This window comes from Conexibacter sp. SYSU D00693 (assembly GCF_017084525.1).
In the GTDB taxonomy this organism is placed as follows: domain Bacteria; phylum Actinomycetota; class Thermoleophilia; order Solirubrobacterales; family Solirubrobacteraceae; genus Baekduia.
Genome location: NZ_CP070950.1, coordinates 132705 through 147403, shown reverse-complemented (window position 1 = coordinate 147403; position 14699 = coordinate 132705). Strand labels below are relative to the sequence as shown.

The 14699-nt window shown below is 72.9% G+C and carries 16 protein-coding genes; 4 read left to right on the top strand and 12 right to left on the bottom strand.

Features of this window, described 5'->3' with window-relative positions; translation table 11 throughout:
- Positions 1-3: 3 nt before the first annotated feature.
- From mreD to JUB12_RS00790, 3 genes are read right to left on the bottom strand one after another with little or no spacing between them, the layout of a single operon-like run.
- Positions 4-558: a rod shape-determining protein MreD gene (gene mreD, locus JUB12_RS00800; protein ID WP_205697720.1), complete on the bottom strand. Its 555-nt coding sequence runs from the start codon at positions 556-558 to the stop codon at positions 4-6.
- A 22-nt stretch (positions 559-580) separates the two neighbouring features.
- A complete protein-coding gene (gene mreC, locus JUB12_RS00795) occupies positions 581-1459 on the bottom strand; it encodes a rod shape-determining protein MreC (protein WP_205697719.1) in 879 nt (292 codons plus the stop codon).
- 34 nt (positions 1460-1493) lie between these two features.
- Positions 1494-2549 (bottom strand): rod shape-determining protein, encoded by a 1056-nt coding sequence (locus tag JUB12_RS00790; protein ID WP_205697718.1) that lies wholly within the window; start codon positions 2547-2549, stop codon positions 1494-1496.
- Positions 2550-2811: 262 nt separating this feature from the next.
- On the opposite strand from JUB12_RS00790, the gene JUB12_RS00785 reads away from it, so the two are divergent.
- Positions 2812-3777 (top strand): GlxA family transcriptional regulator, encoded by a 966-nt coding sequence (locus tag JUB12_RS00785; protein ID WP_205697717.1) that lies wholly within the window; start codon positions 2812-2814, stop codon positions 3775-3777.
- A 25-nt stretch (positions 3778-3802) separates the two neighbouring features.
- Entirely contained in the window at positions 3803-4465 is a 663-nt protein-coding gene (locus JUB12_RS00780) for a DJ-1/PfpI family protein (RefSeq protein ID WP_205697716.1), read from the top strand.
- Positions 4466-4480: 15 nt separating this feature from the next.
- Here the strand turns inward: JUB12_RS00780 and JUB12_RS00775 are convergent, their stop codons facing one another.
- The 7 genes from JUB12_RS00775 to JUB12_RS00745 all read right to left on the bottom strand — a co-directional run bounded on the left by JUB12_RS00775 (position 4481) and on the right by JUB12_RS00745 (position 10488).
- Complete coding sequence (locus tag JUB12_RS00775) at positions 4481-5035, bottom strand: nucleoside triphosphate pyrophosphatase (protein ID WP_256436575.1); 555 nt, start codon at positions 5033-5035, stop codon at positions 4481-4483.
- An 8-nt stretch (positions 5036-5043) separates the two neighbouring features.
- Positions 5044-5448: a nucleoside-diphosphate kinase gene (gene ndk, locus JUB12_RS00770; protein WP_205697715.1), complete on the bottom strand. Its 405-nt coding sequence runs from the start codon at positions 5446-5448 to the stop codon at positions 5044-5046.
- Between the two features lie 48 nt (positions 5449-5496).
- Positions 5497-6012, bottom strand: coding sequence for a zinc ribbon domain-containing protein (locus JUB12_RS00765; RefSeq protein WP_205697714.1), 516 nt, complete (start codon positions 6010-6012; stop codon positions 5497-5499).
- A gap of 65 nt (positions 6013-6077) precedes the next feature.
- Positions 6078-6242 carry a hypothetical protein gene (locus JUB12_RS00760; protein ID WP_205697713.1) on the bottom strand — a complete coding sequence of 55 codons (165 nt, stop codon included), beginning with the start codon at positions 6240-6242 and terminating at the stop codon, positions 6078-6080.
- The gene (locus JUB12_RS00755; protein WP_205697712.1) at positions 6239-7498 is read right to left on the bottom strand and encodes a folylpolyglutamate synthase/dihydrofolate synthase family protein; all 1260 of its coding nucleotides are present in this window, start codon (positions 7496-7498) and stop codon (positions 6239-6241) included. Before JUB12_RS00755 ends, JUB12_RS00760 begins: the two co-directional genes overlap by 4 nt.
- A 2-nt stretch (positions 7499-7500) precedes the next feature.
- Positions 7501-10062: a valine--tRNA ligase gene (locus JUB12_RS00750; RefSeq protein WP_205697711.1), complete on the bottom strand. Its 2562-nt coding sequence runs from the start codon at positions 10060-10062 to the stop codon at positions 7501-7503.
- Between the two features lie 48 nt (positions 10063-10110).
- Complete coding sequence (locus JUB12_RS00745; RefSeq protein ID WP_241004373.1) at positions 10111-10488, bottom strand: MarR family winged helix-turn-helix transcriptional regulator; 378 nt, start codon at positions 10486-10488, stop codon at positions 10111-10113.
- Between the two features lie 85 nt (positions 10489-10573).
- On the opposite strand from JUB12_RS00745, the gene JUB12_RS00740 reads away from it, so the two are divergent.
- On the top strand, positions 10574-12010 hold the full coding sequence (locus JUB12_RS00740; RefSeq protein WP_241004372.1) for an MFS transporter: 1437 nt from the start codon (positions 10574-10576) through the stop codon (positions 12008-12010).
- 202 nt (positions 12011-12212) lie between these two features.
- Positions 12213-13142, top strand: a complete 930-nt coding sequence (locus tag JUB12_RS00735) for an alpha/beta fold hydrolase (protein WP_205697709.1) — start codon at positions 12213-12215, stop codon at positions 13140-13142.
- On the opposite strand, the gene JUB12_RS00730 is transcribed toward JUB12_RS00735, so the two are convergent.
- Together JUB12_RS00730 and clpX are read right to left on the bottom strand one after the other, a co-directional pair.
- Positions 13139-13402, bottom strand: a complete 264-nt coding sequence (locus tag JUB12_RS00730; protein WP_205697708.1) for a hypothetical protein — start codon at positions 13400-13402, stop codon at positions 13139-13141. The genes JUB12_RS00735 and JUB12_RS00730 overlap by 4 nt on opposite strands.
- A 9-nt stretch (positions 13403-13411) precedes the next feature.
- Positions 13412-14686, bottom strand: a complete 1275-nt coding sequence (clpX, locus tag JUB12_RS00725; protein ID WP_205697707.1) for an ATP-dependent Clp protease ATP-binding subunit ClpX — start codon at positions 14684-14686, stop codon at positions 13412-13414.
- Positions 14687-14699: the final 13 nt, after the last annotated feature.

Sequence of the window (14699 nt, the reverse complement as noted above, 5' to 3'; positions counted from 1 at the left end):
CCGTCAGCCCCTCGCCTGGCTCAAGGGGCTGAGTCCACCCGTCGTGTACGCGCGCCGGCGGCGACGCCGGCCGTCACCGGGCAGGTCGCTGCCCAGCGCCCGGCGGACGAGCGCGTGCAGCGGCAGCGCGAGGAGGGCGTTGAGGACCACGGTCACCAGGATGAGGCGCAGGAGCAGGAGGCTCACGGGCGCGTCGATGCCCAGCAGGAAGTTCATCAGCCCGAAGCCGACGGCGGTCAGCAGCGTGATCGCCGCGCCCACGGCCATCGGCATGATCGGGTTCTGCGGGTCGCGCAGCTCGAGGAACCGCCCGGCCGCGTAGCCCGCGACGGTGAAGACGAGCGAGCTGAGGCCCATCGTCTGGGCGTAGGCGATGTCGGCGAAGAGGCCGACGGCGAAGCCGAAGACCGCGCCGGGGACCGAGCCGCACAGCAGCCCGACCGAGGCGACGGTGAGCGGCAGGAGGTCCGCGCTGGAGCCCGCGATCGGCAGCTGGCTCACGAACGCGACCTGGAGGATCGAGAGCGCGAAGCCCAGCACCGCGAGGCGGGCGGCCATCTGCGGGGAGCCGAACACGCCGCTAGGTGCCCTCGCCGTCCACGCGCTTGGTCAGGACCCGCACGAACTCCAGCCCGCGCAGGTCGACGTCCGGCTCGAGGTGGACCTCCTGGGCGTCGGTCTCCGGGTCCTCCACGCGCGTCACGTGGCCGATCGGGATGCCGCTCGGGAACAGCGAGGGCAGCCGCGGGTTCGTCGTGCCGGCGGTGACGATGAGGTCGCCGCGCTCGAAGCGGTCGGTGCCCTTGGTGTCCTGCAGGACGAGGTCGCGCGGGTTGCCGACCTCGGGCTCGACCACGCCGGCGCCGCCGCCGCGTGCGCCCCGCGCCGAGACCTTCATCGAGCTGTCGGTGATGAGCGTGACGAACGCGCTGCCGCCGGTGACGCTCGAGATGCGACCGACGAGACCCGCGCCGTCGCCGTCGGAGGCGACGACCGGCATGTCGAGCCCGATGCCGTCCGAGCGGCCCTTGTTGATCTTCAGCGTGGCGAACCACAGCGTCGGCGACTGGCCGACGACGCGCGCGGTCTCGGGGTCGTAGTCGGAGATCCCGAGGTTCGTGTCGAGCCCGAGCTGGGCCTTGAGCTCGCGGTTCTCGCGGACCGCGTTCTGGGCGGCGGCCACCTGCTCGGCCAGGGCGTCGCGCTCGCGCTTGAGCTCCTCGTTCTCGCCCTTGGCGTCGATGGTGTCGCCGATCCAGCCGAAGAGGTCGCGCGCCGGCTTGAGCGAGCGGCTCGCGCCCTCCTGGATCGGCGAGAAGACCTCGCCCACGCCGCGCTGGATGGAGTGCAGCCCGCCGCCGGCGGACTCGCCGAACCACGCCGTCAGCAGGACGAGCGACGAGGCGACGAGGAGTCCGAGGACCGCGCGCCGGCGTCGGATGGTCTTGCGGTCGTGCACGTCAGCTCACACCAACCCGCGACCGGGCCGCGGGTCACTGATAGCGCCGGCGCGGACGCGAGCGCGAGTTCTTGTTGGTCCGATGGATGACCTCGAACTCCTCCAGCGAGCGGCCGGAGCCGACGGCGACGCACGTCAGCGGGGACTCCGCGAGGTGCGCCGGCATCTGGGTCTCCTCGCGCAGGCGCTCGTCGAGCCCCTGCAGCAGGGAGCCGCCGCCCGCGAGCATGATGCCCCGGTCCATGATGTCCGAGGCGAGCTCGGGCGGCGTGCGGTCGAGGGTCTCCTTCACCGCGTCGACGATCTGCGACAGGGGCTCCTCGAGCGCCTGGCGGATCTCCTCGCTGGTGAGGACCACGGTCTTGGGCAGGCCGGACACCATGTCCCGGCCGCGGATCTCCGCCTGCACCTCCTCGCCCATGGGGTAGGCGGAGCCGATCTCGAGCTTGACCTCCTCGGCGGTCTGCTGGCCGATCAGGAGCTTGTACTCGCGCTTGGCGTAGTTGATGATCGCCTCGTCGAGCTCGTCGCCGCCGACGCGGATCGACTGCGAGACGACGATGCCGCCGAGCGAGATGACGGCGACCTCGGAGGTGCCGCCGCCGATGTCGACGACCATCGAGCCGGTGGGCTCGCCCACGGGCAGGCCCGCGCCGATCGCGGCGGCCATGGGCTCCTCGATGAGGTAGGCCTGGCGCGCGCCGGCCGACAGGCACGCCTCCTCGACGGCGCGCTTCTCCACGCCGGTGACGCCGGAGGGCACGCACACGACGACCCGCGGGTGGGCCCAGCGGTTCTGGTGCACCTTCTGGATGAAGTGGCGGAGCATCTCCTCCGTCACGTCGAAGTCGGCGATGACGCCGTCCTTGAGCGGACGGATGGCCTGGATCGTGCCGGGCGTGCGGCCCAGCATGCGCTTGGCCTCGATCCCCACCGCGTGCACCTCGCCGGTGCGTGAGTCGATCGCGACCACGGACGGCTCGCTCAGCACGATGCCGCGCCCGCGGACGTAGACCAGGGTGTTCGCCGTGCCGAGGTCGACCGCCATGTCGCGGCCACCGAAGCCGGTGAGGTAGCTGAAGAAGCCCATGCCAGCGTGAGGACGCGACCACCCGGGCGGGGACTGCCCCACGGCCAGGTGGGGGCCGGCGGAGGGCCGCGTGGCGGGAGTGTAGCGGTCGGCCTGCTGACGGCCTGTCGCGGTGCCCCTGCGCAAAAGCGCCTGCAAGTCGCCGTTCATCGGGGCTTTAGGAGGGGTTCGATCCGACGGAAGGTGCCTGGCACCTTCCACGTCCGGATCCGTGGGGTGTCCGTCCTTGCGGACACGTGCGAGGGCGGTCAGGATCGATGCCGTGCCTGCCCCCCGCCGCGTCCTCGTCCTCGCCGGAGACGGCCTCCAGGCCCTCGACGCGGTCGGGCCCATCGAGGTGCTGTCCACGGCCTGCGCGGTGGCCGAGGCGCCGGAGTACGAGACGGCGCTCGTCGCCCCCGGGGACCGCGGGGTCGTCGCGACCTCGAGCGGGCTCGACGTCGTGGCCTCCCCCCTGCCGGAGGTCGCGCCGGCCGACACGCTCGTCGTGGCCGGCGGCGCGTGGACGCGGTCCGAGCAGCTGACCCTCGAGCTGCTGTGGTGGGTGCGCGACCAGGCGGCGGTCTCGCGGCGCGTGACGTCGGTGTGCACCGGCGCGTTCGTCCTGGCGGCGGCCGGGCTGCTCGACGGCCGGCGCGCGACCACGCACTGGGCGTGGTGCCGGTCCCTCGCCCGCCGGCACCCGGGCGTCGAGGTCGTCCCGGACCCGATCTTCGTGCGCGACGGCGACGTGTGGACGTCGGCGGGGGTGACCGCGGGGATGGACCTCGCGCTCGCGCTGGTCGAGGACGACCTGGGGCCGGCGGTCGCCCTGTCGGTCGCCCGCGCGCTCGTCCTCTTCCTCAAGCGCCCGGGCGACCAGGCGCAGTTCTCCACCACGCTGGCCGCGCAGACCGCGTCGCGCGGTCCGGTGCGCGAGCTGCAGGCGTGGATCGGCGACCACCTCGACGAGGACCTGTCCGTGCCGGTGCTGGCCGCCCGCGTCGGGCGCTCCGAGCGCCAGCTCACGCGGCTGTTCGGCACCGAGACCGGCATGTCGCCGGCCGCCTACGTCGAGGCGCTGCGCGTCGAGCGCGCCCGCGCGCTGCTCACCTCGTCCCCGCTGGGCGTCGAGTCGATCGCCCGCGAGGTCGGGCTGGGCAGCGGCGAGGTCCTGCGCCGCGCCTTCCACCGCCGGCTCGGGGTCTCCCCGAGCGAGGTCCGCGAGCGCTTCTCCCGCGCCGCCTGAACCCCTTCGAGACCAAGGAGCCGTCATGCAGGTCGCCATCCCGCTGTTCGAGGACTTCACCGCGCTCGACGCGATCGGGCCCTACGAGGTCCTGTCGCGCGTGCCCGGCACCACCGTGCGCTTCCTCGCGCACGAGCCCGGCCCGGTGCGCACCGACAACCGCATGCTGCAGGTCATCGCCGAGGCGGCGTTCGAGGACGTCCCGGCGCCCGACGTGGTCTGCGTCCCCGGCGGCATCTCGACGACCCGCTTCGCCCAGGACGAGCGGCTCGTGACGTGGGTCCGCGGCGCGCACGAGACGTCGACCTGGACGACCTCGGTCTGCACCGGGGCCATCGTCCTCGGCGCCGCCGGCGTCCTGGACGGCCTCCACGCCACGACGCACTGGCTCGACCGCGACGAGCTCGCCTCCCACGGCGCGGTCGTCGTCGAGGACCGCGTCGTCTTCCAGGGCAAGGTCGTCACCGCCGCGGGCGTGTCGTCGGGGATCGACATGGCGCTCGCGCTCGTCGCCCGGATGTGCGGCGACCTCGTCGCCCAGGCGATCCAGCTCGGCATCGAGTACGACCCGCAGCCGCCGTTCGACGCCGGCGCGCTGGGCAAGGCGCCGGCGGAGGCCGAGGCGCTCGTGCGGGCCGCGGTCGCGGCGCGCGAGGAGGCGGCGGCCGCGCGGGCGGCGGCGGGCTGAGCCGCCGCTGGAGGCCTAGGCGGTGGGCGTGACCAGCTCGGGCGCCAGGTCCAGCAGCGTCGCGACCGGCAGGCCGACGACGTTGAGGTAGTCGCCCTCGATCGCGCGCACGAGCGCCGCGCCGCGGCCCTGGATGGCGTAGCCGCCGGCGCGTCCCTCCCACTCCCCCGTGGCGACGTACCAGTCGACCATCGGCGTGGTGAGGGGGCGGAAGGTCACGCGGGTCGTCGAGACCGCCTGGCGGTCGCCGACGACGAGGCCGGAGACGACGTCGTGGGTGCGACCGGCGAGGACGCCGAGGGTCTCGCGCGCGCGGCCCTCGCTCTCGGGCTTGCCGTAGATCGCGCCGTCGAGGGCGACGACGGTGTCGCACCCGAGGACGAGCCGCCCCGGGTGGGCGTCGGCGGCCGACCGCGCCTTGCGGCGGGCGTTCTCCAGCGCGACCTGCGCCGGATCGCCCGCCGCGAGCTCCTCCACGTCCTGCGCCGCGACGTCGAAGGCGACCCCGAGCTGCTCGAGGATCGCCCGGCGCTGCGGCGACGCTGAGGCGAGGAGGAGCTTCGCGCTCAGCGGGACCCCTAGAGCTCCGGGAACCAGATGCCGATCTCGCGCTCGGCCGACTCCGGCGAGTCCGAGCCGTGCACCATGTTCGTGCCGACCTCGATCGCGAAGTCGCCGCGGATCGAGCCGGGCGTGGCCTCGAGCGGGTTCGTCGCGCCGATGAGCTGGCGAGCGGCCTTGATGGCGTCCTGGCCCTCGAGCACGAGCGCGACGAGCGGACCGCCGGTGATGAAGTCGACGAGCTCGCCGAAGAACGGTCGCTCCCGGTGCTCGGCGTAGTGCGTCTCGGCGGTCTCACGCGGCGTCGTGAGCTGCTTGAGCGCGGCGATCTTCAGGCCCTTGCGCTCGAACCGCGCGAGGATCTCGCCGGTCAGGCCGCGCGCGAACGCGTCCGGCTTGACGAGGATGAGGGTGCGTTCCATAGGGCCGGGACGCTAGCCGCGCCGGTGCCCCGGCGCGTTGCGGTCCGGCTAGGACTCGACGACGGTGGGCTCGGTGCCCTCGGCCCGTCGCCGGCGGCGGCGCGGGCGGGGCGTCACGCCCGGGATCTCCGTCTCGCAGTACGGGCAGATCTTCCAGGCGGGGTCCAGCGGCTTGGCGCAATGGCCGCAGGCGTCCTTGAGCTTGCGCAGGCAGTGCGGGCAGCGCAGGAAGTCCTTCTCGACCTCGCCGTCGCAGTGCGGGCAGAGGAGGTAGTCGAGCTGATGCAGGCGGGCCTCGGCGGCCTGCATCTCGAGCTCGCGCTCGCGGACGTCGTCCAGGTACTCCGGGGGCCGGACGATCATGTAGACGATCGTCCCGACGAAGGGGAAGAGGCTCGCCGCGGTCGCGCAGCCGATGAGCATCGGGTCCGCGATGCGCCGCCGCGCGTCCATGTACGTGTAGTAGACGAGCGCGAACCAGACGACCAGGAGGAGCAGGACCAGGAGCTTCACGGCCGTGTTGAGGCCGTTGTTCTCGATCCCGAAGACGGCGAGCGGGAGCATCAGAGCAGACAAGAGTACGGGTCGCTGCGGGATTCGGGGCGATCCACCGGAACCCTGCGCGGGCGCTAGAGGACCAGCCGCCCGATGAGGTAGCCCAGGGCGAAGAAGACGAGGACCACCACGACGACGAGCGCCGCGACGCCCGCGATCATCGTCCCGACGGACGGCTCGCCGTGCGGGGCGACCTCGCCGTCGTCGATGCCCGGCCCTCCCCCGTCCTGGACGCTCACAGACGGGATGCTCGCTGGTCTCGGTGGGTCGCGGGGCGACGCAGGTCGGCCAGGAGGTAGAGCGAGCCGGTCGCGAGGGCCACGCCGCCGGGTCCCGCCAGCTCCCGCGCGCGCTCCAGCGCCCGCCGCGGATCAGGCTCGATGGAGGCGGCGACGCCGAGGCGCTCGCACTCGGTCAGCAGGGTCGCGGGCGACAGCGTCCGCGGGTTGGCGTTGGAGGTGCAGACGATGTGGTCGCACAGCGGTGCCAGCGTGGCGAGCATCGTCGCGGCGTCCTTGTCGTCGAGGACGGAGACGACCGCCACGAGCCGGCGGCCGGCGAGGAACGACGGCAGCGAGTCGGCCAGCGCCTCGACGCCCGCCGGGTTGTGCGCCCCGTCGACGATGGTGATCGGGTCGTGGTCGACCTCCTCGAAGCGCCCGGGCACGAGCGTCGCGGCCGCCGCAGCGCGGACCGCCGCGTCGTCGAGCTCGCCGAGCAGCGCGCCCACCGCGGCGTGGGCCGTGGCGAAGTTGCGCCGCTGGAAGGCGCCCTGGGCGACGAGCTCGACCCCCACGTCCTCGGGCGCCTGCACGAGCCGGGCGCGGCGCTCGCGGCACACGCGCTCGGCCACCTCGAGCGCGTCGGGGTGCAGCCCGTGGCCGACCACGAGCGTCGACCCGTCGCGGACGACGGCGAGCTTCTCGGACGCCACGTCGCGGATCGTCGGCCCGAGCCAGCGCGTGTGCTCCAGCCCGACGTTCGTGCACACCGCGACCGACGTCGGCAGGACGTTCGTCGCGTCGAAGCGCCCGCCGAGCCCGGCCTCGACGACCGCGACCTGGACCTCCGCCTCGGCCAGCAGCAGCAGGCCCGCCGCGGTCACGGCCTCGAACTGGGTCACCCGGTCGTCCGGGCCGTTCGTGCGGTCGACCTTCTCCGCCGCGGCGAGGACGCGGGCGACCGCATCGGCGAAGGCGGCCTCGCTGACGTCCTCGTCGTCGACGCGCACGCGCTCGCGGAACGCGACGAGGTGCGGGGACAGGTAGGCGCCGGTGCGCAGCCCGTGGCGGCGCAGGATCGCCGCGGCCAGGCGGGTGGTCGACGACTTGCCGTTGGAGCCGACGACGTGGATCGCCCGGAATCGCTCCTGCGGCGAGCCCAGGACGGTGAGCAGCCGGCGCATGCGGTCCAGGCCGAACCGCATGCCGAAGAGCTCGAGGTCGAGCAGCGCGCGCTCGGCCTCCGGGTAGCTCATCGCCGGCGCGCCGCCCATGGCTACAGGGCCTCGAGCTCCGCCCGCAGGCGCGCCAGCTTCTCGCGCTCCGCGGCGACGACGTGCTCCGGGGCCTTGGCCACGAAGCCCTCGTTGGCGAGCTTGGCCTCGGCGCGCTGGACCTCGCCCGTGAGGCGCTGGCGCTCCGCCTCGACCTTCGCGGCCGCCTCGGCGGGGTCGACGCCCGTCAGCAGCTCGACCTGGAGGCCGGCGACCGGGATCGTCGCGACCGGCTCGCGCGTGTCGGCCTCCAGCAGCTCGAGGCGCGCCAGGCGCGAGACGAGCGGCGCGATGCCGTCGAGGCCCGCCACACGGGCCTCCAGCCGCTCGCCGGGCTTGACGCCCGACGCGTCGCGCCACGAGCGCACGGCCTGCACCACGTCGATGACCGTCTGCACCGCCCGCTCGGCCTCGGCGTCCGCGCCGCCCTGCAGCGGCCCGGCGACGTGACCGGCCAGCAGGCCCTCGGTCCCGGGCAGGTGCGCCCACAGCTCCTCGGTGACGAACGGGATCACCGGGTGGCAGAGCACGAGCGTCTCGCGCAGGACGTAGAGCAGGTGCGCGGAGAGCCGCTCGTCGAACTCGCGGCCCTTGATGAGCTCGAGGTACCAGTCGCACAGCTCCGCGTAGACGAAGTCGTAGAGCCCGAACGCCGCCTTGGAGAAGTCGAAGTCCGCGACCTGGGCCTCGAACGTCGTGCGCGCGTGGTGCAGGCGCGAGAGGATCCAGCGGTCCTCGACCGTCTCGGGCGCCGGAGCCGGCGTCACCGCCTGCGCGCGCAGGAGCACGAAGCGCGAGGCGTTGAAGAGCTTGTTGGCCAGCGCCGCGCCCTGGGCGATCTTCTCCTCGGAGAAGCGGACGTCCTGCGTCGAGCTCATCGCCAGCAGGCCGAAGCGCACGGCGTCGGCGCCGTAGGCCGGGAACTCCCCGCCCTGCGGGAAGGCCGGGGGGCGCTCGCCGCCCTCGATGAGCGCCATCGGGTCGATGCCCGTCCCCAGCGACTTGCTCATCCGCCGGCCGTCGGGCGCCTGGATCACCGAGTGGCAGTAGACGTCGGCGAACGGGACGTCGTTGGTGAACTCGAGGCCCATCATCACCATGCGGGCGACCCACAGGAAGAGGATGTCGCGCGCCGTCGAGAGCACCGACGTCGGGTAGAAGGCCTCGAGCTCGGGGGTCTCGTCGGGCCAGCCGAGCGTGGCGAACGGCCACAGGGCGCTCGAGAACCAGGTGTCCAGGACGTCGGGATCGCGCTCCCAGCCGTCGCCCTCGGGCGCCTCGACGCCGCAGAAGACCTCGTCGCCGCGGTACCAGACGGGGATCTGGTGGCCCCACCACAGCTGGCGGGAGATGCACCAGGGGCGGATCCCCTCGAGCCAGTCGACGTAGCGGCGCTGCTGCGAGGGCGGGTGGATGCGCACGCGGCCCTCGCGCACGACGTCGATCGCCGGCTTGGCCAGGACGTCCATGCGCATGAACCACTGCAGGGAGATGAGCGGCTCGATGCGCTCGCCCGAGCGGTGGCTGAACGGGACGACGTGGCGGTAGGGCTCCTCCGCGCGCAGCAGCCCCTGCTCGCGCAGCCGCTCGACGACCGCCTTGCGGGCCTCGAGCGCGGTCAGGCCGGCGAACTCGCCGGCGAGCTCGGTCATGCGGCCGTCCTCGCCGATCGCGCTGAGCTCGGGCAGGCCGTGCTTGCGGCCGATCTCGAAGTCGTTGGGGTCGTGGCCCGGCGTGATCTTCAGGCAGCCCGTGCCGAAGTCGGTCTTGACGTAATCGTCGGCGATGACCGGGATCGTGCGGTCCGTCAGCGGCAGGCGGATCTGCGCGCCGATGAGGTCGACGTGACGCTCGTCGAGCGGGTTCACCGCGACGGCGACGTCCGCGAGCATCGTCTCGGGGCGCACGGTCGCGACGACGACCTCCCCGGGCCCGTCCGCGCGCGGGTAGGCGATCGAGTAGAGGACGTCGTCGACCTCGCGCTCCTCGACCTCCAGGTCGCTGATCGCCGAGCCGGTGCCCGGGTCCCAGTTGACCATGTAGTTGTCGCGGTAGATCAGGCCCTTGCGGAAGAGGGCGACGAAGACCTCGAGCACCGCCCGCGCGTAGCCCTCGTCCAGGGTGAAGCGCTCGTGGTCGTAGTCCATCGAGCAGCCCAGGCGCTTGAACTGGCCGACGATCGTGCCGCCGTACTCCTCGCGCCAGCGCCAGGTCCGCTCGACGAACGCCGCACGCCCCATCTCCTTGCGCGAGGTGCCCTCGCGTGCGACCTGCTTCTCGACCTGCGCCTGGGTGGCGATGCCGGCGTGGTCGGTGCCCAGCGTCCACTTGGCGCGCGCGCCGCGCTGGCGGTGGAAGCGGATCAGGACGTCCTGGACCGACCCGTTGAGCGCGTGGCCCATGTGCAGCGCGCCCGTGACGTTGGGCGGCGGGACGGCGATCGAGAAGGTCTCCTCCTTCGGGCCGGCCGGGTCGGGCGAGAAGAGGCCGGAGCTCAACCAGCGCTCGACGATCGGCGGCTCGGCCTCGGCGGGCTCGAACCGCTTGCGGTCCTCCAGGCTCATCCGGGGAGAGTCTACGTCCGGGCCCCCGCCCGGAGCGGTGCGCGCCGGCTAGGCGCCGAGGACCTGCGCGAGGACGTCGCGCTGCGTGGGCTCCGCGGACCGGAGCCGGTCGCGGCCCTCCTGCGTGAGGCAGGCGTACGTGCCACGGCGGTCCATCTCGCAGGCCTTGCGGACGACGAGGCCGCGCTCCTCGAGGCGGCTGACCAGGCGCGAGAGGGCGCTCTGGCTCATGTGCACGTCGTCGACGAGCTGCTGGAGGCGACAGCCGTCGTCCTCGTTCTCGGCCAGGCGCTGGAGCGCCTCGAACTCCGTGACCGAGAGCTGGTGGTGGCGCTGGAGCGCGCGCTCGAGCGCGTCGGTGACCCGGGCGTGCCGGGCCAGGAGGTCACGCCACTCACCCACCAGGTCGGTCTCGCTCGCGCTCACCGCAGGGATGGTAGCCGGTTGCGGCATGGTGTATGCAAGGACATGCACTTGTCGATGCATGCGCATGCATGTATTGTGGGATCGCATGACCTCCTCCACGACCGAGAACGGCTCCGCGGCCACGAGGCTCGACGCACGCGCCTGGGGGGCGCTGCTCGTGCTCTGCGGTGCTCTCTTCCTCGACGGTCTGGACGTGTCGATGGTGGGCGTGGCCCTGCCGTCCATCGACGCGGACCTCGACCTGTCCACCTCCACCCTCCAGTGGGTCGTCTCGGGCTACGTGCTCGGCTACGGCGGCCTGCTCCTCCTCGGCGGCCGCGCGGCCGACCTGCTGGGCCGGCGACGCGTCTTCGTCGGCGCGCTGGTCGTCTTCGCGCTCGCGTCGCTGCTGGGCGGCCTGAGCAGCGACGGCACGGTCCTGATCGCCACGCGCTTCATCAAGGGGCTGGCCGCCGCGTTCACCGCGCCCGCCGGCCTGTCGATCATCACCACGACGTTCCCCGAGGGCCCGCTGCGCAACAAGGCGCTGGCGATCTACACCGCGACCGGTGCCTCCGGCTTCTCGCTCGGCCTGATCATGGGCGGGCTCCTGACGACGGCCGGCTGGCGCTGGACGTTCCTGCTGCCCGCGCCGATCGCGCTGCTGCTCGCCTTCCTGGCGCCGCGGCTCATCCGCGCCGACAAGCCGCTCGCGGACGCGCCCAAGTCCTACGACCTCGCGGGCGCGGTGACGGTGACCGGCGCGATGCTCGCGCTCGTCTTCACCGTCGTGCGCGCGCCGGACGTCGGCTGGAGCGCGGCCGAGACGCTGGTCGGCTTCGCCGCCGTCGTGGCCCTCCTCGTCGCCTTCGTGGTGATCGAGCGGCGCGTCGAGCATCCGCTCCTGCGCCTCGGGATCCTGAAGACCCCCGGGATCGTGCACGCCAACCTCGCCGCGATGGCGGTGTTCGGCTCGTACGTCTCCTTCCAGTTCCTCGTCACGCTGCACCTGCAGCAGACGCTGGGCTGGAGCGCGCTCGAGACCGCGCTGGGCTTCCTGCCCGGCGGCCTGATCGTCGCGTTCACGGCGCCCAACATGGGTCGCGTCATCGACCGGCTCGGCACGCGCCGCGTGCTCGCCGCCGGCCTCCTGGCGTTCACCGTGGGCTATGCCCTGTTCCTGCGGATCGACAGCGGCTTCGGCTACGCCTCGGTCCTCCTGCCCACCATGCTGCTCATCGGCAGCGGCTTCGCGCTGGCCTTCCCGGCGCTCAACGTGGCGGCCACCACCGGCGTGGCCGACCACGAGCAGGGTCTCGCGTCCGGCCTGGTCAACACCTCCTTCCAGGTCGGCGGAGCCATCGTCCTCGCGGTCGTGACCGCCATCGTCGCCGCCGGCGGCGAGTCGGCGGCCGGTTCCGGGGCCCTGCCCGACGGCTACCTGCCCGGCTTGGAGTTCGTGACGGCGATGGCGGCCCTCGGCCTCATCGCGGTCAGCGCCGGGTCCCTGCGCCGTCGCTCCCTCGCCCCCAGCCCCGCCTAGCCACCCTGGGCTAGTCGGCCCGCGCCCCTGGAGCCCGTGACGCTCCGGGGGCGCGGGGCGGGCGGCGTTCGCTGGTCGGCTCGCCGCCGTCGACCGTGACCCTGCGATCTCCGGTCTGGGACGCCGGAGATGACAGGGTCGCGGTCGGTCGGCCCCGAACGGCTCGCCGCGCCGCGCGCCACCACGGCACAATGCGCCGCGCATGCGCGTCCACCGCACGCCCGACGAGCGCTTCGCCGGCCTGGAGGACTGGCCGCACGAGCCGCGCTACGTCGAGTGGCAGGGGCTGCGGGTCCACCACGTCGACGTCGCCCCGAGCACTGAGCCGGCGGGGACGACGGCGCTGTTCGTCCACGGCGAGCCGACGTGGGCCTACATGTGGCGCCGGGTCATCGACCGCTTCAGCGCCGCCGGGATCCGCTGCGTGGCCTTCGACCACATCGGGTTCGGGCGCAGCGACAAGGTGCTGGACGACGACTGGTACACGATCGAGCGCCACTGCGAGGTGGCCCGGCACGTGCTCGACGAGCTCGACCTCCGCGACGTGATGCTCGTGGCCCACGACTGGGGCGGGCCGATCGGGCTGCGGCTCGCGGTCGACCAGCCCGAGCGGTTCTCGCGCCTCGTGGTGCTCAACACCTGGCTGCACCACGAGGGCATGGTCTACGGCGAGGGCTGGCGCCAGTGGCGCGAGCTCGCGACGGGCTTCGAGCCGGAGACCGGCGACCTGCCGGTCGGCGACGTCCTCGGCCTCGCCCGCGCGCGCCCGATCCAGGACCCCGGCGCGCTGAAGGCCGCCTACGAGGCGCCGTTCGACACCGTCGAGTCCAAGGCCGGCGCGCGGCGCTTCCCGTGGCTGCTGCCGTGGGCCCAGCCGCAGGAGGGCAACGCCGCCGAGCAGCAGCGCTGCCACGAGGCGCTGTGCGCGTGGTCGCACACGCCGATCCACCTCGTCTGGCCCGACGTCGACCCGATCTTCGAGCTCGAGTGGGGCCGGCGGTGGGCGGAGATGCTCCCGGGCGGCACGACGCTCGACGTGATCTCGAGCGCCTCGCACTTCGTGGCGGAGGAGGCCGGCGACGAGGTCGCCGACGTCGTCCTGCGCCGGATGTCCCAGCGCCCCGCCGGCTAGCGGCGCCTGCGGGCGCGGCGCCCGACGACCGGCAGGAGCTCCTTGCCGACGCCGGGGACGTCGAAGCGCTTGAGGATCTCCTTGAGCTCGGCCTTCTCCTTGGCGCTCAGCGCGGACGGGCCGCCCTTGGCCTTGGGCAGCAGCTCGCGCAGGCGCTGCTGGTCCTCGACCGGGAGGTCCTTCCAGTGGCGGCGCGCCGCCATCGCCGCCTCGGCGGCGAGCATCCAGGGTGAGGCCTTGACGAACGGAAGACGCGGCACGCGCCGGGACTACCCGGCCGCCGCCGCGGGCGCGTCGTCGTCGTCCGCCTGCGCCTCGGTGACCAGCGTGGGCGGGTTGCCCTTCGCGATGGTCTCCTTGGTCACGACGCACTTCTTGACGTCGCGGCGCGACGGGAGCTCGAACTGCACGTCGAGGAGGACCTCCTCGATGATCGAGCGCAGACCGCGGGCGCCCGTCTCGCGCTCGAGCGCCTTCTGCGCGACCGCGTGCAGCGCGTCGTCGGAGAAGACGAGCTCGATGCCGTCGAACTGGAAGAAGCGCTGGAACTGCTTGACCAGCGCGTTGCGCGGCTCGGTGAGGATCTGGACGAGGTCGTCCCGGCGCAGCTGGTGCACCGCGCTCATGACCGGCAGGCGGCCGATGAACTCCGGGATGAGCCCGTAGTTGACGAGGTCCTCGGGCAGGCAGTTCTGGAAGAGCTCGCCGACGTCGCGCTCCTCCTTGGCCTGGATCGTCGCGCCGAAGCCGACGCCCTTGTTGCCCAGGCGCCGCGCGATGACCTGGTCGAGGTTGGCGAACGCCCCGCCGCAGATGAACAGGACGTTCGTCGTGTCGATCGACAGGAACTCCTGGTGGGGGTGCTTGCGCCCGCCCTGCGGCGGCACCGACGCGGTGGTGCCCTCGAGGATCTTCAGGAGCGCCTGCTGGACGCCCTCGCCGCTCACGTCGCGCGTGATCGACGGGTTGTCGGCCTTGCGGGCGATCTTGTCGACCTCGTCGATGTAGATGATCCCGGTCTCGGCCTTCTTGACGTCGTAGTCCGCGGCCTGGATCAGCTTGAGGAGGATGTTCTCGACGTCCTCGCCGACGTAGCCGGCCTCGGTGAGCGCCGTGGCGTCGGCGATCGCGAACGGGACGTTGAGGATCTTGGCGAGCGTCTGGGCCAGCAGCGTCTTGCCGCAGCCCGTCGGCCCGAGCAGCAGGATGTTCGACTTCTGCAGCTCGATGTCGGCGTCGCCCGCCTGCATCATCTGCACGCGCTTGTAGTGGTTGTAGACCGCCACCGACAGCGTGCGCTTGCTCTCCTCCTGGCCGACGACGTACTCGTCGAGCACGTCGTAGATCTCGCGCGGCTTGGGGAGGTTGTCGAGGTCGAACGACGGCGGGGCGGTGAGCTCCTCGTCGATGATCTCGTTGCAGAGGTCGATGCACTCGTCGCAGATGTAGACGCCCGGACCGGCGATCAGCTTCTTGACCTGCCGCTGGGACTTGCCGCAGAAGCTGCAGAGCAGCTGCTCGTTGGAATCGGTCGGGCGCGCCATGTGCGTCTCTCCT